At 43.9% G+C, this 20206-nt stretch carries 12 protein-coding genes; all 12 read right to left on the bottom strand.

Features of this window, described 5'->3' with window-relative positions:
• Positions 1-125: 125 nt before the first annotated feature.
• The 12 genes from IGI76_RS05850 to IGI76_RS05795 all read right to left on the bottom strand — a co-directional run bounded on the left by IGI76_RS05850 (position 126) and on the right by IGI76_RS05795 (position 20130).
• The gene (locus IGI76_RS05850; protein ID WP_194192993.1) at positions 126-1148 is read right to left on the bottom strand and encodes a LacI family DNA-binding transcriptional regulator; all 1023 of its coding nucleotides are present in this window, start codon (positions 1146-1148) and stop codon (positions 126-128) included.
• 219 nt (positions 1149-1367) lie between these two features.
• On the bottom strand, positions 1368-2060 hold the full coding sequence (locus tag IGI76_RS05845; protein ID WP_270266555.1) for a response regulator transcription factor: 693 nt from the start codon (positions 2058-2060) through the stop codon (positions 1368-1370).
• Between the two features lie 11 nt (positions 2061-2071).
• Complete coding sequence (locus IGI76_RS05840; RefSeq protein WP_194192994.1) at positions 2072-4672, bottom strand: sensor histidine kinase; 2601 nt, start codon at positions 4670-4672, stop codon at positions 2072-2074.
• A 12-nt stretch (positions 4673-4684) separates the two neighbouring features.
• On the bottom strand, positions 4685-5221 hold the full coding sequence (locus IGI76_RS05835; protein WP_194192995.1) for a potassium-transporting ATPase subunit C: 537 nt from the start codon (positions 5219-5221) through the stop codon (positions 4685-4687).
• A gap of 41 nt (positions 5222-5262) precedes the next feature.
• Positions 5263-7293: a potassium-transporting ATPase subunit KdpB gene (kdpB, locus tag IGI76_RS05830; protein WP_194192996.1), complete on the bottom strand. Its 2031-nt coding sequence runs from the start codon at positions 7291-7293 to the stop codon at positions 5263-5265.
• 12 nt (positions 7294-7305) lie between these two features.
• Positions 7306-8982 carry a potassium-transporting ATPase subunit KdpA gene (gene kdpA / locus IGI76_RS05825; RefSeq protein WP_194192997.1) on the bottom strand — a complete coding sequence of 559 codons (1677 nt, stop codon included), beginning with the start codon at positions 8980-8982 and terminating at the stop codon, positions 7306-7308.
• Positions 8983-9247: 265 nt separating this feature from the next.
• A complete protein-coding gene (locus IGI76_RS05820) occupies positions 9248-15175 on the bottom strand; it encodes a bacterial Ig-like domain-containing protein (RefSeq protein ID WP_270266554.1) in 5928 nt (1975 codons plus the stop codon).
• A 27-nt stretch (positions 15176-15202) separates the two neighbouring features.
• Positions 15203-15931 (bottom strand): LytTR family transcriptional regulator DNA-binding domain-containing protein, encoded by a 729-nt coding sequence (locus tag IGI76_RS05815; protein ID WP_194192999.1) that lies wholly within the window; start codon positions 15929-15931, stop codon positions 15203-15205.
• 616 nt (positions 15932-16547) lie between these two features.
• On the bottom strand, positions 16548-17582 hold the full coding sequence (locus tag IGI76_RS05810; RefSeq protein WP_194193000.1) for a DUF916 and DUF3324 domain-containing protein: 1035 nt from the start codon (positions 17580-17582) through the stop codon (positions 16548-16550).
• Between the two features lie 111 nt (positions 17583-17693).
• The gene (locus IGI76_RS05805) at positions 17694-18341 is read right to left on the bottom strand and encodes a WxL domain-containing protein (RefSeq protein ID WP_167823390.1); all 648 of its coding nucleotides are present in this window, start codon (positions 18339-18341) and stop codon (positions 17694-17696) included.
• Positions 18338-18646: a hypothetical protein gene (locus IGI76_RS05800; RefSeq protein WP_194193002.1), complete on the bottom strand. Its 309-nt coding sequence runs from the start codon at positions 18644-18646 to the stop codon at positions 18338-18340. The genes IGI76_RS05805 and IGI76_RS05800 overlap by 4 nt, the downstream gene beginning before the upstream one ends.
• Before the next feature lie 14 nt (positions 18647-18660).
• Positions 18661-20130: an adhesive domain-containing protein gene (locus IGI76_RS05795; RefSeq protein ID WP_194193003.1), complete on the bottom strand. Its 1470-nt coding sequence runs from the start codon at positions 20128-20130 to the stop codon at positions 18661-18663.
• Between the last annotated feature and the right edge of the window lie 76 nt (positions 20131-20206).

Below are 20206 nucleotides of genomic sequence, written 5' to 3'. Positions count from 1 at the left end.
CCTCTAGTTCTGATTCATGTATCCGCTTTCTTTTCACAAAACAAATATACTGTTTACTAATAAATTTGTCAATACTTTTTAACTAAAATAAAAAGGTAAACACATTAAAGTGTTTACCTCGAACATTAATCTCTTTCTTTTTCACTTTCTCTGACGATCATCTTACTGGCTACCATGATTTTAACAGGTACTTGACGAATGCCTTTGATCCGCTCTTCTACCATCCGTAAAGCAATTTTTCCCAGTTCTTCCATATCGATGGCAACGGTACTTAAAGACGGGGTCAAAAATTCTGCAACTTCGATATTGTTGAAACTGACTACTGAAATATCTTCTGGTATCCGATACCCACGTTTTTGCAAGGAGCGATATGTACCAACTGCAATCGAATCATTGGCGACCATAATAGCTGAAGGAAGGCTCTCTTTGCATTGTTCAAGCAATTGCTCAGTGGCTTTGATACCGTCTAATGTGTTCCATCCTTCTAGGTAGACATTGATGTATTCTTCCAATCCTTTTTCTTTCATCCAATACACATAAGTGTTCATCCGCATATCATCTGGCGATTGATGTTTCTCACTGGATGCATCCAAACGTACCCGATATCCCCCAATAAAAGCGATATTTCGATGCCCTTTTTTATACAAACGCTCTAAGTGCTCGGTTGCTGCTATAGAGAAATCCGTATATACCGCATCCCATTCTGAAGACAAAGATGGATCATCGATCACAACGATATGAGGATTGACTGCTGCGATCTTTGCTAAAAAAGTTGGCAAGACTTGACCAATGACAAGGACTCCCTGATACTCTCTTAGCTCCTCAATGGCAACGGGGCGTTCAGACATATAATACGTTTTTTTTATGCGAAACTTATTTTGCTCTGCTTGTGCTTGAATGCCACGACGAATCGCCCGAAAATAGGGATCTTCTAGTTCAGCTTCTTCCGAAACAGTGGATACCACTGCAATATTCATTGCCTTTTTCACAGGTACTTTCTTCTTACTATAGTGAAAAAATTCCACGGCTTCATTGATCTTATTTTTTGTTTCTTGCGTGACAGATAACGTAGGATCTTCATTGAGCACCCTCGATACAGTTGCGATCGATACACCCGCTCGTTTTGCGACGTCTCTAATTCCTGCCATAATACTCTCCTTTTTTACTTTATACTATGATATAAACACAAAATGATCAGAATGAAAAGAAATTTTAGTTAACAACCTACCTACTTGTTTACCTACAGTTTCAAATCATCTATGGAGAAGCAATCAGTTCAACGTCTCTTCCCAATTAACAAAAAATAGAAACGTGCAGCGACCAAAGAGCCGCTGCACGTTTTTCCTCCTTATTTCCAATGACGACCGCTACTCTGCTGGATACTCCCGCAAGCGATACCCAACACCGATTTCAGTGATCAAATATTCTGGCTGCAGCGTATTGGTTTCGATTTTTTTGCGAATGTTTGAGATATTGACTCGCAAGGTTTGTGCATCCGCTGCAAAAGGTCCCCAGACTTCGCTAGTCAGGGTATCGTAAGTGACGACTTTGCCTAAATTCTTGAACATAACTGCCATGATGCGGTATTCGTTTTTGGTCAAATGGATCTCATTTTGATTCTTGTACAGGATTTTTTTCTCAAAATCGATCGTTAACTCCTTGTTTACGAGAATCGGGCTGCTGCTAAAGGCAGTTGTCTCCTTGTGCCGCAATGCCGTGCGAATGCGGGCAAATAATTCATTGGTACTGAAGGGCTTCGTTACATAATCATCGGCACCGAGGTCTAATGCTTGCACTTTGTCTTGTTCATCTTTGCGGGCAGAGATCACGATGATCGGTGTGTTCATGCGCTTACGAATGATTTTCAACAGCTCCATGCCGTCAATGTCCGGTAAGCCCAGATCCAGCAAGATGAACTCGATGGTTTCTTCCTGCAAGAGCATCAATGCCTCCATGCCAGTGCCGACTGACGTAAAGTTGTAATGCTCTCTTTGCAAGACGACCTCCATAAAATCAACAATATTCGAATCATCTTCAATCAATAAAAAATGTCGCTGCATGTTCTCCCTCCTTACTGCTTTAAATAAATACGAAAGATCGTACTGCCTGCTTTCGTTTCGATCGCCAATTTGCCTTCATGGGCATGGATGATGGTTTTGACGATACTCAGTCCGATACCTAATCCATTTTTTGAATCCACCGGCACTTCGGTGTCATTGGTCAAATTCGCTTGGATTTTTTGGTATTGTCCTAAGGGGATCTCCCCTTGGTTTTCGATTTCAATGACCACATCCTGCTCTTGAGAAACTCGCAAGAAAATCGGTGTATCGGCGGTTCCATGGCGAACCCCATTTTCAATCAAATTAAACAAGGCTTGTTCGATCAAGATGGGATCGACTTGAACAAAAATCAGCTGATCAGGCATTTTCACGATGATTTTTTGTTGCGGATAGACTTTTTTTAGGTGTGTCAAAACCGCTTCGATAATTTCTTCGATTGGTTCTTCACTGCGCTTGACCGCCATATTGGTCAAGTTGATGCGGGTCACCGACAATAAGTTTTCGACCATGCGAATCAACCACTGGGATTCACTTTGGATGTCTCCTAGCAGCTTTTGTTTCGTTTCCTTTTTGATCACGCCTTCGGTTTCGCTCAATGTTTCGGCAATGCCAGAAATTGTCGTCAAGGGGGTCCGCAAGTCATGAGAGACCGCACGCAGTAGATTGCTGCGGACTTTTTCCCGTTCGTTTTCTAATTGGATCTGTTCTTTCTCACTCGCTAATGAGACTTGTTCCAACACGGTCGCGATTTGGGTGATCACAAGGCGCAAGTAATTCAATTGACTATTGGCCAACTGATGTTCCTCGTTGCGTTCTACCCCAAGGGCGCCTAGTGGTTTGCCGTTTAAAACGATCGGCAAGTAGAACCCATTGGCACCAATCAGAGTATCTGTGCCGCGACCAGCTTCTTTTTGATTTTTCACGACCCAAAAAGCGACGGCTTTCTCATCCTTACCAGTCAGTTGAGACAGTGTTTCTCTTGAAGAATGCAGACTTCTCAAGTGGCCTTCTCTGTCATATAACGCCACTTCTCGCTGGAGTAAGCGTGCCAAATAGGTGGTCGTACTTTCATAGATTTCTTGCTCATTCCGCGTTTCCATGTATTGTTTGTTCAGTTCATACAATATCTCCATTTGATGCTCTTTTTCCTTGGCATTTTCTGCTTGGGTCTTCAATCGAACCATCAAGTTACTGATCATCAAGGCAACGATCAGCATGATCACTAATGTGATTGGATAGCCTGCTTTATAGACCGTCAAGGAATACAATGGTTCGACAAAGAACCAGTTGTAAGAAAGGACACTAATGATCGATGCCATGGCACTCCATAGATAGCCACTCGTGTAACGGGCCACTAAGAGAACAAAAAAGATATAAACTAGCATCAAATTCTGATCGCCGAAATGTAAGTACTGCATGCCTTCTGTCACTAAGGTGGCGAGCATGATCAGCCCAAAGGTCAAGGTGAAATCTCGACCGCCGCCTTCAAATAATTGCGAAAACGTCAGCCGTGGTCGCTGCATTTTTTCTTTAAAAGGAATCAAATGGATCTCAATATCATCTAGGCGCCGAATCAAGCGGTCTTCTAAATCCTCGACAAACAATTTTTGAAACCACTTTTGAGAAACCTGTTTCCCCATGATAATGTCACTGGCACCCGTCATTTTGGCATACTCTACGATGGTTTCAAAACTGTCATCCGCTTCAATGTTGATGACTTCTGCACCCAAACGCTCTGCCAACGGCACTTCGGTAGGTGTATCATCTAACGATCGAACTTGGATGACCGTCCATTCGGCACCGACTCCTTGGGCTAAGCGAGCGGTCCAACGAATGCATTTTTCTGCCATTTTCGGCAAGCGATCATCAATGATGGTCAAAAGCTTGCTTTGAACTCGTTTTCGACCGCCGTTCATTTGATTGATATGATTGGAAGCTTTTTGGATCGCTAATCCCCGCAGATGATCAAGTTTTTCTGGCGTAAAAAAATTTTTTAGCGCTCGTTTGGCATTTTCATCAGCATAGATTTTTCCTTGTTCCAATCGATCGATCAGTTCGTCTGGTTCAACATCCACCACCCGCAAGCTGGCATGCTGGAAAAAGGTGTCGGGGACTGTTTCTCTGACTTCCACTTCCGTGACCTTTTCCACGATATCATTCAGACTTTCGATATGCTGGACATTGATGGTCGTGTAGACGGTGATTCCTGCATTCAATAGTTCATCGACATCTTGGTAACGTTTTTTGTTTCGCGCACCAATGGGATTGGTATGTGCCAACTCATCGATCAAGACGATATCTGGTTTTAGTTGGATCAGTCGATCGATATCTGGCTCATAAAGGGTCAATTGCTTGTGCTGGTATTGCTTTAATGGTACTTGTGGTAACCCTTCAAGCAATCGATTGGTATCGGGACGTTTGTGAGGTTCGATATAGCCGATCACCACATTTTTGCCCATGAGTAAACACTCATGGGCTTCTGTTAACATCGTATAGGTTTTTCCAACACCGGCAGCAAAACCGAAAAATACCCGTAGCTTGCCACGTTTAGGTCCAAAGCCCGCTTGCAGCAGCATCTCTTCTGGGATCGTCTGCTGGTTGTTTTCACTCATAGATGCTTCCCCCTATTCTTCGGGTAATTGATCGAGCTGCTGATTCAAGGTCATGATATTGACATATTCTCTCGTGGAGAACAGATCAGCTACTTTATTCCTGTTTATTATATCATGAATTGTTTGTTCATCGATGCCTCTTGTGTCAGCGATCCGCGGCAGTTGAAAAAGTGCCGCTTCGACACTGATATCAGGATCAACGCCACTACCCGAAGCGGTCACGAGATCGATCGGCACACTGGTTTGGGTTGGGTTTTCTGCCAGTAACGCCGCTGTCCGCTCAGCTACAGTCTTTTTTTGGGTCGGATCATAGGGCGACAATTGCGAAACGGTTTGATCACGGCCTTGGAAGTAACCTGCTTGGTCAAAGGGTTGCGCAATTAGCTCAGACCCCTTGACCGCTCCATCTTCCACGATTTGACTGCCGTTGGCTTGATGGGCAAAAAAGACTTGTCCGACACCGGTGACCAACAATGTATAGAGACCGCCAAATAGCACGGTACTAACTAGTAAAAATTTGATACTGGCAAAGAGGGTGTTCTTCATCATGTTTTCCTCCTAAATGACTCTTTGACTCTGATGGACTTCTCTTATAGTAGAACAGCTGACAAAAGCAAATCTACTAGCTTGATACAAATGAATGGTGCGATGATGCCGCCTAGGCCGTAGACGACAAGATTGTGCCGCAGCATTTGGCTGGCTGGTTTTTCTTGGTACTTGACCCCTTTCAACGCCAGAGGGATCAAGGCGATGATCACGACTGCATTGTAGATGACTGCGGACAAAATCGCCGTTAAGGGACTACCAAGATTCATGATATTCAGCGCTGCGAGTTCTGGATAAATCGCATAAAACAGAACAGGGATCACTGCGAAATATTTGGCGATATCATTTGCGATACTAAAGGTCGTCAAAGCCCCACGGGTCATCAGCAGTTGTTTACCAATTTGGACTACTTGCAGTAATTTGGTAGGGCTGGAATCAAGGTCGATCATATTGCCCGCTTCTTTGGCTGCTTGCGTACCAGTGTTCATCGCCATTGCCACATCGGCTTGGGCGAGTGCGGGTGCATCGTTGGTTCCATCCCCCGTCATCGCCACCAAATGCCCCTTTTCCTGATATTCCCGAATCAGGTTCATTTTGTTTTCTGGTGTTGCTTCGGCTAAGAAATCATCGACGCCTGCTTCGGCAGCAATAGCAGCTGCCGTCAAAGGGTTGTCTCCGGTGATCATGATCGTCTTGATGCCCATTTTTCGCATGTCGGCAAATTTTTCTTTGACGCCGTTTTTCACGATGTCTTTTAAATAAACGACCCCGAGTACTTGGCCATTTTTCACTACGACCAATGGGGTTCCACCAGCTTTAGCGACTTTTTCTACGATCTCGTCACACGCAGTGGGATAGGTCTGACCTTTTACCGTCACATATTGCTTGATCGTATCCGCAGCTCCTTTACGGATCTCATCACCACGATAGTCGATCCCAGACATCCGTGTTTTGGCACTAAAATCGATCCAATGGACATCGGCTTGCTGAAATTCTCGTTCACGAATATTGAAGGCTTCTTTGGCTAAAATCACGATACTGCGGCCTTCCGCCGTTTCATCGGCAAAGGATGCCAACTGCGCTGCATCTGCCAACTCTTTGGCGGTGACCCCTGGTACTGGCAAGAACTCACTGGCACGGCGGTTCCCCAGAGTAATGGTTCCTGTTTTATCCAGTAGCAAAACATCCACATCTCCTGCAGCTTCAATCGCACGCCCACTCATGGCGATGACATTTTCTTTGGTCAAACGACTCATTCCAGCGATCCCAATCGAGGAAATCAAGGCGCCGATCGTGGTCGGTGCAAGACAAATCAATAAAGCGATCACGATCACACTGGAAATCGCCGTTCCCCGACCAGATAACTGACTGCTAAAATCGGTAAAAGGAATCAATGTGATGGAAACTGCCAAGAAGATGATGGTCAGTGTCACTAAGAACAACTGCAAGCCAATCTCATTGGGTGTTTTTTTCCGCTGTGTCCCTTCCACCATCGCAATCATCTTATCCAAAAAAGAATGACCATTTTCAGCGGTCACTTTGATGACCAAGTAATCGGAAACGACTAACGTTCCTCCGGTGACTGCACTGCGGTCGCCGCCAGATTCACGAATGACAGGTGCTGATTCTCCTGTGATGGCACTTTCGTCCACCGAAGCAGCACCTTCCACGACATCCCCATCGGCAGGAATTTGTTCGCCAGATGGAACATACACCAAGTCGCCTTTTTTCAAATCGGAGGAACGGACTTCGATAAAAGCTTCTTTGGCGACATCTTCCAGGGACATGACTTTGTAGGTCATGATTTCTTTTTTGGCTTGCTTCAAACTATCCGCTTGTGCTTTGCCGCGCCCTTCTGCCACTGCTTCGGCAAAATTGGCAAACAACAAGGTCAACCATAAGAAGACGGTCACACTGATGCTAAACCACAACGGGACTGTTTGTTCTTGAAAACATAAAACGGTTGTCAAGATCGCCCCTAAATAAACCACAAACATCACGGGGTTTTTGATTTGTTGGCGAGGATCCAATTTCTTAAAGGATTCGCCGATCGCCCATTGATAGATTTTTTTCATTTTTTCTCTCTCCTATTTCGTTGTAAAGAAGTCTGCGATTGGGCCTAAAGCCATCGCTGGTAAAAAGCTCAGTGCACCGATCACGATGATCACAATGATCAGCATCGTGACAAAGACTGGACTCGTGGTTGACAAGGTTCCTTCATTACGAACGGTTTTCTTTTTGGCCCCCATGTTTTCTGCCAGATACAAGATGGCTGCGATGGGAACGAAACGTGAAACGAACATCAAGATACTACCCAAACTATTCAGGAAAACAGTATCTGCGGTCAAGCCGCCAAAGGCACTCCCGTTGTTGTTGCTGAAGGAAGTTGCTGCATACAACAGTTCGCTAAAGCCATGGGCGCCTTGGTTGGTTAGCCAGCTCATGATGTCAGGATGCAAGGTCATCAACATAGCCCCGAAAAGCGTCAGTAGCAATGGCGTCAAAATAACGATGCTCGTCATTTTAATGTCAAAGGCTTCGATTTTTTTGCCGATATATTCGGGTGTTCGTCCGACTAATAAACCAGCGATAAAGACCGTCAATAATAGAAAAGCGATCATGCCATAAAGCCCGCTACCGACACCGCCAAAGATGATTTCTCCCAGCTGCATCAAGAACATCGGGATCGCACCCCCGAGTGGTGTGAAACTATCCAGCATGGCATTGACTGATCCACTGGAAGCGGCGGTGGTACTCACTGCCCAGAGACTCGACCAACCGACACCGAAGCGTACTTCTTTGCCTTCTAGATTGGCATTCCCAAGCACTTGACTGAATTGCGGTCCATAAGCTTCACTGATCACTACGCCAATAAAAGCTAGGATCAAAAAGACGGTTGCGGTGATCAAGATCGTACGTCCTTGTTTCCACTCTTTGATCCAAAAGCCAAAGGCAAAAATCAAAGCAGCTGGTAGCAACAAGATCGCTAAGTTTTCTATAAAATTACTGAACATCGTTGGATTTTCAAATGGATGGGCAGAGTTGGCACCAAAGAAACCGCCGCCGTTGGTCCCTAATTGCTTGATGGCGATTTGACTCGCTACTGGTCCGAGCGCCATCCAAAAGGATTCCCCCTCAAATCCATTGACTTCCACGCCGCTGCTCAACGTTTGGACAACGCCTTGAGACAGGAGCAAGATCGCTAAAATCAATGAAAGTGGCAAAAGGATATAGAGCAAGGAACGGGTGATGTCTTGCCAAAAATTCCCTACCGTACGTTTTTGTTTTTGCTGCAGCCCACGAATCAAGGCACACAGTACGGCTAATCCTACTGCCGCAGATAAGAAATTTTGCACTGTTAATCCTAATGCTTGGGAAAGATTGGTCAGTGCTTCTTCCCCAGCGTAAGCTTGCCAGTTCGTGTTCGTCACAAAACTGACGGCTGTGTTCAATGCTAAGTCAAAGGACATATTCTCAACGGCTGCCCCTTGCGGTAACCAGTGCTGAACCATCAATAATCCGGTCAAGCCGATGATGGAAAAGACACTGACGGCCAAGACGGAAAATAGATAGGTTTTGGCGGTCATTTCTTTTTTGCTGACCGAACCAATCACTCGATAGGTCAACCGTTCAATGGGTTGAATAAAGCGGACAAACCGCGGTGTTTTTCCTTGCATGATTTCTTTGATATACCAGCCCAAAGGAACCGCTGCTGCTAGTAAGATCAGTAAAAATAAAAAGCCTTGCACAAAATAGCTACTCATCGTTCTCCCCCCTCAAACAAGTACCAAAAGAGATAGATCATTACGATCACTCCGATTATTCCTAAAATAAGATTCATATTCTTCACTCCTTCATGACGTAAGCATACGCAAAAAGAAATAAAAATAGTGTAAATCTTCTGCTAGCATCTTTATATCTTCTTTATACGGCTGCTTATCGGACAAGAAAACCGCAATACAGCAGGTATTTTAAAAAACAAAAACAGCGGATATCCTTCACGATATCCGCTGTTAGAGTCATTGAGACTTATTTCGTTCTTCTGCTTTTGTTCGTGTGTTTCTTACGAAAGAAGACGATCCCCGCTAGTGCAACAAGGCTCACTCCTGCAATCGAATAGCCTTGAGTGATGGCTGTACCGGTCTTTGGTAACATCCGTTTGTCCTTTGCGGTCGCTTTGCTTTGTTTACCAGGCTGTCCTGCATCCGTTGGTTTTTCTTGCCCTTTATTAGAATCATCTTTCTCTGGCTGCTTATCGTTCTCCTCTGGTTCTTCTGCTTTTTCAACGACTTTGATCGTCGCTGTGGCGGTGACTGCTTCTTGTGAGCGAGTACCAAATAAACGTGCGAAAAAGTTAGGGGTTGCTGCTTCATCAGTGACGATTGAATAAGTGACTTGATAGGTGCCCGTTTTCTTCGTATCCACCGAACCGTCCACCAGCAGTTGCTCCAATGCGAGTGACTTACCGTCACGATCTGTAGCGGAGACAAAATTGTCGGCTGCTGTCCAGTTGTCACCGACATAAATCACGCTATCTTTCACAGTCACAGACGTTTGATCTGCCAACACGGTGATCGTGGCAGTTGCTTCGGCTTTGCCATTTCGATAGATGACTTGATATTTTCCAGGCACATCAGTATTGACTGTACCGCTAATCAATACTTGATCATAATCGACTGCTTGTCCGCTTTTATCTGTTGCCGAGACAAAATTATCGACGGCTTGCCACTTCTCTCCTTCATAGATTGTACTATCTTTTGCTACGACCGTTTCTTCGTGAGCAACCACAGTGATTGTCGCTATGTCGCTGACTTTTCCATTCGTATAAGTGACTTCGTATGTGCCTTCTTGATTGGTATCGACGGTACCAGTAACCATTACTCCTGATAATTCAACCGTTACTCCCGTTTTGTCTGTGGCTGAGACAAAGTTGTCGGCAGCTTGCCAGTCATCGCCGACATACAAGGTACTGTCTTTGGCTTTGACACTCGTTTGATCTGCCAACACGGTGATCGTGGCAGTCGCTTCGGCTTTGCCGTTGCGATAAATCACTTCATATTTCCCTGGTGTGGCGCTATCGACTGTACCTACTGTTGTGATATCAGCCAGTTTTACTGCGTTGCCGTCTTTGTCTTTTGCCGACACAAAGTTGTCGGCGGCTTGCCAGTCATCGCCTTCATAAATCGTACTGTCTTTAGCAACTACTGTTTCTTGGTTGGCAACAACCGTAATCGTCGCCGTTACTTTTACCTTGCCATTTTGGTAAACCACTGGATACTCGGCTTCTTTGGAGGTATCCACTGTTCCACTAACAACTACACTTGAAAATGGAACATTCGCTCCCGTTTTGTCTGTGGCTGAGACAAAGTTGTCGATTGCTTGCCAGTCGTCACCAACATACAAGGTGCTATCTTTGGCTTTAACTGATGTTTGATCAGCTAACACGGTGATCGTGGCTTTCGCTTCAGTTTTGCCGTTGCGATAAATCACTTCGTATTTCCCTGGTGTGGCGCTATCGACTGTACCTACTGTTGTGATATCAGCCAGTTTTACTGTGTTGCCGTCTTTGTCTTTTGCCGACACAAAGTTGTCGGCGGCTTGCCAGTCATCGCCTTCATAAATCGTACTGTCTTTAGCAACTACTGTTTCTTGGTTGGCAACAACCGTAATCGTGGCAATAGCTTCCGTTTTACCATTGCTATAAGTAACTTTGTACTGACCTTCTTTACTCGTATCAACTGAGCCACTAACGGTTAAATTTGAAAATGGTACATTCGCTCCTGCTTTGTCCGTTGCCGAAACAAAGTTATCAACCGCATGCCAATCGTCACCAACATACAAGGTGCTATCTTTGGCTTTAACTGATGTTTGATCAGCTAATACGGTAATCGTGGCAGTCGCTTCGGCTTTACCATTGCGATAAATGACTTGGTATTCTCCTGGTACTTTCGTATCCACGTCACCACTGGTGGTGAGCTCTGCCAAGCTTAACGGTTGCCCCTTCTTATCCGTTGCTGAAACAAAATTATCCGCAAGTTCCCATGAATCTCCAACATAAAGTGTACTATCCTTGGCAACGACTGTTTCTTGATTGGCAACCACGGTGATCGTCGCTGTTGCTTTTTGATTGCCGTTTTGATAAACCACTGGATATTGACCTTCTTTGGAAGTATCCACGGCTCCACTAACTGTCACTCCTGAAAATGGTACATTCGCTCCTGTTTTGTCCGTTGCCGAAACAAAGTTATCAACCGCATGCCAGTCGTCCCCGACGTATAAGGTGCTATCTTTTACCTTGATTGATGTTTGATCAGCTAACACGGTAATCGTCGCTGTCGCTTCGGCTTTGCCATTGCGATAAATGACTTGGTATTCTCCTGGTATGTCCGTATCAACTTCGCCGTTGATGGTCACTTCTGCGATTGTCACTGCGTTGCCGTCTTTATCCGTTGCCGATAGAAAATTATCAGCTGCTGTCCATGCATCGCCTACATATAACGTGCTGTCTTTGGCTGCTACCGTTTCTTGGTTGGCAACCACGGTGATCGTCGCTGTTTGGCTAACACTACCGTTGATGTATTTGACCTCATAGGTGCCAACGTTTGTCGTGTCGACCTCGCCATTGACTGTGATTTCCGAGAAAGTCAACGCATTGCCGTGTTTGTCTGTCGCTGAAACAAAGTTGTCTTCAGCATGCCATTCATCTCCCACGTAGATCGTGCTATCTTTGGCGTCGATCGTCGACAAGTCTTCTTCTGGTGTGATACCGACAGAAAGATGATTGCCCGTCCGATTCACTTGCACCTCTTTACCAAGTTGAAGTTCCTGTGGTATGACGTAACCTTCTGGGACGTAGGAAACATAAAGCGTATAGTTCCCCGTATAAATATCCGTTAATTGGTATTCTCCATTTTCATCCGTTACGACAGAAACGATATCTCCTGTCAATTGATTCCAAAGCGTCAAAGTAACCCCCGCAATCTTCTCAGTCGGCTCTTCGGTATTATAAACATCAAGCGTCGCATTGGTTTTGTAGATGATCCCGCTGGAATCGCCTGCCGAAAATTGCAGATTGGTCACCGTCGAGGTAGCCGTCCGTTTGGCTTCCGACAAGGTATCGATCGTATCAGAAACGATCGTGGCTGAGGCTGAGATTTGGCCGGCGTTTTGTGAAAGAACGTTGTAACTGATTTCGATATTTTTCGTTAGAACATAGTTTGAAAAGACAAGCTGTACGTTCCCATCAACTTCTTTGACTTCATAGCTGTCATCTGGCACATTCGAAACAGTGATCGATCCTAAATCGATTTCCCCATTAGTATTTCCTAACGATTTTAGAAGGATCGTTGGATTTGCAACCTTTTTCGAGCCATCATCGATATTTTTTGTCGTGACCTTGACCTGCGTCATGTTTTTCGTATTGTTCACGGTATTTTGCGTAATGCCAATAATATCTGTCGCTGTATTGGAAACGGAAACGGTAGTTGAGCCTTGCTGATTATTTGATAACGGTTCTTTTGCATAACCAGGTACATAAATCGTACTCATTTCCTGCCATCCATTGGCGTATTGATAGGAAATAATGTAGCGTCGATTGGTCGTCCCAAAGTCAAAGGTGTAATAGTTGGTTTCTTCATCATGGGTGATCGTTGGATAATTCGGATCGCTTTCCTTCATGGCTTGGTTATCATAATAGCCACGATCCCAATACTGTGGATAAATGCCACTGACTTGTTCATTGGAAACATCGATGATCGAAAACACGACATCGGTATTTTTCGGTACATGAGTTTCAACGGTCAAATCACTGATGGTATCTTGACGCGCGTTGACTAAAAACTGATTTTTACTACTTTGGAGCGTACGTTCAGAATACAGTTTTCTTCCGGTATAGACGGAGGTATTAACCGTGTCAAGTCCCGTTGCGGAAATCGTGATTGGAATTGTATCGTTAGGAATCGATTTTGTCGGTGCTAAACTGTCTGGCACGTAATTGAAGCCAATATCAAATTGAACGGAATAGGTAATGGGCGACGTAAAGGTGACCATCGTTCCGCCTGCTACTTCTTCAATCGTATAATCTTTTCCTAATGTGTAGTAAAAACTGACTTTTGGTACCTTTCTCAAAGAAAGATACTCTGGATGTTCAATAAACATTTGTAAATTTTCGATTGGTTGTGAGTTACTGCCTTCGATGTTGATGGAGGTATCACTCATGTAAGCACCATTTTGATCATAATTTCCCCAAGCCGTTTCAGCATTGTTGGGATTAAGAACACTGATTGGTTCGACATAGTTGTCTTCAACAATTTTGAATTCTCTATTGGCGATCAACGGTGTCGAGACATTGAGAATGATATCTTTCTGATCAAAGGGTACGGTTGTTTCCATCGAACCGAAAGTGAGGTTACTGTCTTTTGTTGCGGTCACAATCAGCTTATCCCCGGTATTTTCAACAGAAAAATAATCCGAAAAGGTCACATTTTGATAAAAAGCGTCTCTTGCTGTCAACTGCTTCGCCGTGATCGGCTGCCCGTTTTGACTCGAAAGAATGATTTGCTGACCCGCTTTCATCTCAGTCGGCATTTGATGGAAAGAAACATAATAGTTCCCCTTAGAAAGACCATTCTTAAAACTGGCAGAAGCAACACTCATAAAATACCTTGAATCGACTTCTTTTTCATCTTTGCTGGTTTTTGCTATAAAGGAGAACCCTCTGCTTTGGGCAGTTGTTTGCTTCAGTTGCACCGAACCAAAACCGGTCGTCGGATACCCTTTTGAAAAAGGAGAAGAGTAATCCGTCAGTTCGGTCAGGCTCATCGTAAATTGATAAGAAATGCCATACGCCTTTTGCTTGTCCATTTGTTTGACTTCAACGGCAGTATTGTAGAGACTATTTGAAGTGATCGTATAATCAGTCCCTTCAGCTAATGCTGTCTGCGTTTCTGGCTTGATTTTCCCATTGATATCGACCTCATAGCTGAAAACTTCTAATGGTTGAGTGTCAATCTTTTTGAACACTGCTCCCGGTGTATCAACCAATCGCAATGAGAGGGTCTCTGTCCCAGACAACATCCGATCGGTATTGTAGTAGACCATTCCTTCCATCCCAAAGACATTTTTTTCTGACACATATTGAATCGGATCGACCTCTTCATACAAATCAATCGCATAGCTTGTCTGGTTTTGATCGCCGATCTCAATCGTTAGCTGAGGCTTATCTTCTGAATATAGATAACTAGTCAACTCGATCGAAAAAGAGGCATCATGAACCGATTGATTAAACGTGATCATCAGTTGATGAGCTGCACTATCTACAGCCCACGATGCATTGATCGCTTCATTGGTTCCTTGCACATCACTAAAGCCAAGGCCTTGCGGCAAGTCAAAAACAGCAGTGGTGCCAGCGAAATAATCTTTGTCATTGATTTCAAAATCCAATTTCAGTTTCACTGGACTATTGTTTAAGATTCGTGTTTCTTCCGTTCGGCTGAATTCTTCGCCAGCAATTGTCAGCAGGGTGCCTTTTTCCAAAAGTTCTTGGTCATTGATGCGGGTGCTGACACGAGGTGTGTGTTGCTCTTCTTTGGTTTCTTTTGAATCGGATGTTGAAGAACTTTCTTGTATCGCATGGCTAGAATCTTCCGTTTTATTTGAGGAATCGGATGTGCTCGTTTCACTTGGTTTCGTGTTTTCTGAACCTGCTGATGATTCCTCTTTGCTCGCTTCGGAAGAATAATCTGTTTGAGCATCCTCAGCTGCTTGTGCTTCGTTTCCGTTAGCTTCATTTGTCGATTCAGTCATCGTTTCTAGTAGTTGATCGGATTTGTCTAGCGTGTTGACGGTCTGTTCTTGTTCGGTTGTTTCCGCTATCGCCATGATCGGAGTGATCACTTGAGTGATTCCTAGTGCGGTAACAACGATTCCATGACGAATTCTTTTGCTTCTCTTATTCATTTTTTCCTCCAGTAAATGTATGTAGTTTTAACTGATTGCCTTACGGATTTTTTTCCCGACTTCTAACTCTTCTCCATTAAAAAAGCACAAAACATTGTTTGTTCGATCGATCATTTTGATTTGTCGCACATTGATAATATAGGATTTGAAGACGTTATAATACTCTGGCAGCTCTAATTGTTTGATCACCTTCAAGGAAGTTTCGAGGAATTCGATCGACTTTTTTTGGTGAAAAGCGATTCGGTTTCGCTCTCCTTTGATCGTTGTAATATAGTTGATTGCTTCTGCATCAACCACCATCAACTCTCTTTTACTGACGATTTTTAATAAGTGCTTTTTTCCGAGTAATGATCGTTTGACTTCGATCGCTTCCCTTAATAAATTTCTTAGTTGCATTGCCACCTCCTTTTCTTTTGTATCGATGATCCCTAAAGGACAGATAAGATTCAGCTTCTTGATTTCGATTTTGGAGGCATAGGCACCATAAAAAGCAATTTGACACTTTTTGCATTGTTCCCTCAAGCTTCCCGCTAATTGAAAACTTCGATCAAATCCTTTCATTTCAATGGAAAATAAGAAGAGATCGTTCACATCTGTTAAGTATCCATCAAGAAAAGGGTTTAGTTCCTCCGGCGAAAGAATCTCAACTAAAGAATGCGGAACACGACTTTCCGTAATCATTTTCTTCATCAAATTCCCATTAAAAAAGTTGTCATCTACTATATAAACAGCGAAATTGCTCAAATTTGCAGACATCTTAATTCTCCTTTTTGCATCATTTCTAATTGTATTCTTAATCAAAAATGCCTGCTTGCACTTTCAAACGAATTAAAGAAACATTCATGCAAAAAAGGTAGTTTAAATTAAAAACAAAGTAAGAAAAGACGCTGTAATTGGTCTAAACCTATTATAGATAAAAAGACACGCTAAAGAGTTTTTTTAAAGCTTTTATAAAGGAGTAAGCGCAGTCAACAGAAAAATATTATGTTTTTTTAACAATATCTACGACAGACTTTTAGGGAAGCGGAAACATTATTATGTAAAGTTTTATGATAATTTCATGTGAAAAAAAACGATCAGAACCCAACATCACAAGCGTTATTTATTTTCCACTGGATGCTTCTTTCCTTTCAACGATTGAAGAACAATTATTCATCAGTCATGACATGACCTCCTATTGGTGAATGTCAAAATTTCCCCTTCACTGTTCTCAACAAAATGTGCGGAACACGAAAAAACCATTTATTCTCAATGATAAATGGTTTTTTTTACTGATTCTTTTTTATGAGAGGTGCTACTTTTAACTTTTTGAAAACATTTCTTACTATAATAGTAGACTTTTCCTGCAACCACCTTTGATTTCCGCTACCTGCTAATCATCACTTTTATTCAATGCTCGCTTCAGCTTGCGATTATGCCAAATCAAATAGGCGATGATCAGACATAAAACACCACCAATCGATAAATAGAGAAGGATCGGCGAAGAGGTTTCTTCAATACTGACATCTTGCTCGTTTCTTTCTTGCGCTTCTTGACTTGCAACTTGGAAGGTAGGCTCTCCTTGCCATTGTTGATCAGCTGCTTTGAGGGTCGTTTTTATTTCATACTCTCCTGATTGCAGTTCATTTCCATCTAATGGCAGTGCGTAATTCATTAACGCATTTGGCGCTAATTGGATCTCTTTTTCTCCTTTGATCGCTGTTGCTTGTCCATCATGAAACACTTCATAAGCAAGCGTGGCCTTACTAAGATAATTTGCCGCTGTATTTTCCACCGCTACGATGATGACATTGCGGCGATTGATTTCTTCCAGATGGGCTTCCTCAATTCGGACCGCTGGTGGGATGTCGGTCTCTTTGTTACGGAGCAACACCGCCACTTCTCTGGCTAGTAGATTTTGGACATTTCCTTGAAATTCTTCACTGCCGGTTTGCTGGACGTATAGTCCCCCTGCCAAAATCCCATCAAAGGATTCAGATGGCATCTGGACTGTTAAGTTGATTTCTTTTTGCTCATTAGGGGCTAACGAAAGAGTTTCATCACTTAAAGTGACGAGTTCTTCGATCGCGTATGGAGCAGAAGGCGTTGCTTCTTCATTTGCCCCAGAGTACTCAACGACACCCGTCATGTTCGTGACTGCTCGATTAAAGGATAGCTGTAGATTGATTGGTTGCTCGCTTTTATTGGAAACCATGACCGCTAGTTTTTCTTCTGCCTTGGGCTCCAGCAACAAATCATAGTACATCAGCTCTTTGTCCCGTTGTGACTCTGGCAATTTGATTTGAACATCGAAGGTATCAAGTGAATCTGCTGCCCCCGTACTGCTCGTACCAATGAAAAATAAGACCGTTAGAATACTTACTACCCAATACTGAAATCCTTTGCCTCGAACTTTCTTCTGATGCATCCTGTCAGATCCTTTCTACACAAAATAGGAAAGAAAAATCAGCTAGCATAAAAAGCAGCCGCTCAGGCAAGCTGCTTTTTTTCTGCTAACTGTTACGCAATGACTACTGCCCTATGGGGTCGTCGGCGCACTGCTGATCGTCCAAACGAGGGTCGTTTGGTAGGTTGCTGATTGTTTTTCCGTATTGGCTGGGATCGAAAGGGTAAATTGTTCTAAAGGCATCGACGTTTCACCGATCCCTTCGCCAGCATTGGCGGTCAAGAACGCATACTCATTGTTGATCGCCGCAAAATCAAGCTCGCCATTGGCAATATCACTGGTTCCTGTTGGCGGCGAACTCAAGTTATTGGTCAACGTCCCCGTATCTACCGTTAATACCGCACCGTCCAACGTGCTGTCTCCTGCTGTAAATTGGGTTGCTTGCCGTACTTTGATCGCCCAAGAAGAGTTCGCCTGTCCTCGATTATCGCTGACCGCAACTGCCCCTCTTTGCAGCGTTGACCCATCCCCAGGTAGTCCAGTCCCATCCGTAGTAGCCACCCACGTTTCGGCATTTTCTGTTTGGATTTCATGGGCACCAAAATCTAAATTCGTTGGTAGCTGCGTATTGGGATCACTCCCGCCTTTGTCAGGGTCAAACACGATGCCCCCAGAGGTATATTCTACGACACCAGTCGTGTCATCTGCTTGCACTGTCGCACCGAAGCTAAGTGCAGTCAATACCCCCAATGCGCCTATTATCGATTTCTTTGAAATCATTTTGCCATCCTCCTTTTTTTGATGCAAATGATCAATGTCAGACTAATGAAGAATCCGCCTATTACGGGCAGCCAAAAGTGATTGGTTTCTGCAAGCTGTGGCAGCGGTTCTTCTGCGTTAGTGACCGTTTCTTGACTGGTCGGTGGTTCAATTTCTTCATCAATGGAATCACTGCTAGCTGTTTCCGTTGGTCCTTCATAAAACTCAATGTTGCCAGTCGTCGTATTGGCTACTGCTGATGGAACGAAACTGCAGAAACTGCCGATCATCAAAATCAGAAGCAGCACAAGGGATTTTTTTTTCATTCTGCTCTTCCTTTTTAAGGTGTATCGGAAACGGTCCACACGACTGTGGCGCGATACTGACCTTGAAATTTAGGTGTTTTCTCAGGTACAAATAAATTGAACTGGGAAAAATTAACAGTCAGTCCACCAGTCGATGCCGCATTTTCCAACGTCACCACATTTTTTTCGACATTTTGCTGCAGGGCAATCGTTGCATTATCAGGTAAAACCACTCGACCGTCTGTAAATGTCGAATTGACAGTTCCAAGCTGAACCCTTAATTCGGCAGCTGGCAATGTTCGCGTGCCATTGACCCAATTGGTGGATTGTCTGACCTTGACTTGCCATTTTTTCTGCCGATTGCGGGTATCGTTGATCCGTAAAATCCCGGTTGTAGCAGCTGCGCTTTGGTCGCCGTTGGCGGTTGCCCGCCACGTCTCACTCTTTTTCGTTTGAATGGCATGTCGGCCAAAATTCAGCTGAGTCGGCAGATTCGTCCGATCCATCGTCAGTGCTTCGACCATGAAATAAATCATGGTTTGGCGACTGCTGATATTTAGCGCACTAAAGTTCAAGAGATTGATGTCCGTCGGCTTTGCCTTCAAAACAGAAGCGGAAAAATTAGCGGTCCAATTTGCAGTCAACTGACCCGGACCTGAAAGTAACGTCGGAATTTGAACATCCGTTGCTCCTAAAACAGCTGCATCCGCCAGCTGTTCTTGGACAGTTGCCAAATTGTTTAACGCTGACGTTACGGTGCTAAGCAGAGTATTGAGCAACCCTTGCAGCAAGGCGCGAACGACGCCGCCAATATCGATGCCGATCACTCGGATCTGGATATTTTGGATCGCCGTGCTTAAATTCCGTAAAATTTGCGGGACATTGGTTCCTAAAACGACACCGAGGTTTGAACTCATATTGGCATACAACGCTTCTCTTTGGGTAGTAAACTGCAACGGGCTAGTCATTTCTACATTTCCTAAATTACCAACGGTTTTTAGCAAGGAAATTTGCTGATTGACAGCCGTTAAATCGATTTGCACGATCCCGAGATTGAGATTTAAGGAGCTGGTCAAGGAATCAAGCGCTGTTAAAATCGCATTCAAAAGCGGGACATTGGCAATATTGACTGTGGTCGACGTTTTGATAGCTGCTGGCCCATTGGCACTGATGCTAGTTCTCAACTCTGTGGGGATCGCCAACAAAGCAAATTTATCCTCACCGTTGACATTCACAGAAGCATTCAAACCCCCGTTCCCTTTGATCGAAAAAGTCACTGGTCGATTTGTCACACTGCCTGGCCAAGGTGCACTTGCTGAAGTACCACTTGTATTGGCACTCGTTAAATTGCTTAAAATTTCCACATCTAATACGTTCACTGCCGCCTCAGCTTCTTTGGTCGTTGTTAAAAAATACAAATTGACGAAACTGATGCTGGTCAACAAGAAAATCACCTGAGCAATCGTCCATTTGTAAAAACGTTTTTCCCTCCTTCTGCTTTCCATACCATTTCTAACCCTTTCTTTACGAAACGATGATCAATGCTTCAAAGTTTTGATTCACTAGATATACCAGCGGAGG

This window comes from Enterococcus sp. DIV2449a (assembly GCF_051711225.1).
GTDB lineage: Bacteria > Bacillota > Bacilli > Lactobacillales > Enterococcaceae > Enterococcus_D > Enterococcus_D casseliflavus.
Note: the sequence above shows the minus strand (reverse complement) of the source record. Positions and strands in the feature narration are given on the sequence as shown.

Bases quoted from the DNA above. Each gene is read 5' to 3' on its own strand.
- IGI76_RS05820 (WP_270266554.1), bottom strand. From the start codon at position 15,175: ATGAATAAGAGAAGCAAAAGAATTCGTCATGGAATCGTTGTTACCGCA.
- IGI76_RS05800 (WP_194193002.1), bottom strand. From the start codon at position 18,646: ATGAAAAAAAAATCCCTTGTGCTGCTTCTGATTTTGATGATCGGCAGT.
- IGI76_RS05795 (WP_194193003.1), bottom strand. From the start codon at position 20,130: ATGGAAAGCAGAAGGAGGGAAAAACGTTTTTACAAATGGACGATTGCT.
- IGI76_RS05815 (WP_194192999.1), bottom strand. From the start codon at position 15,931: ATGTCTGCAAATTTGAGCAATTTCGCTGTTTATATAGTAGATGACAAC.
- kdpB (WP_194192996.1), bottom strand. From the start codon at position 7,293: ATGAAAAAAATCTATCAATGGGCGATCGGCGAATCCTTTAAGAAATTG.
- IGI76_RS05810 (WP_194193000.1), bottom strand. From the start codon at position 17,582: ATGCATCAGAAGAAAGTTCGAGGCAAAGGATTTCAGTATTGGGTAGTA.
- kdpA (WP_194192997.1), bottom strand. From the start codon at position 8,982: ATGAGTAGCTATTTTGTGCAAGGCTTTTTATTTTTACTGATCTTACTA.
- IGI76_RS05835 (WP_194192995.1), bottom strand. From the start codon at position 5,221: ATGATGAAGAACACCCTCTTTGCCAGTATCAAATTTTTACTAGTTAGT.
- IGI76_RS05845 (WP_270266555.1), bottom strand. From the start codon at position 2,060: ATGCAGCGACATTTTTTATTGATTGAAGATGATTCGAATATTGTTGAT.
- IGI76_RS05850 (WP_194192993.1), bottom strand. From the start codon at position 1,148: ATGGCAGGAATTAGAGACGTCGCAAAACGAGCGGGTGTATCGATCGCA.
- IGI76_RS05840 (WP_194192994.1), bottom strand. From the start codon at position 4,672: ATGAGTGAAAACAACCAGCAGACGATCCCAGAAGAGATGCTGCTGCAA.
- IGI76_RS05805 (WP_167823390.1), bottom strand. From the start codon at position 18,341: ATGATTTCAAAGAAATCGATAATAGGCGCATTGGGGGTATTGACTGCA.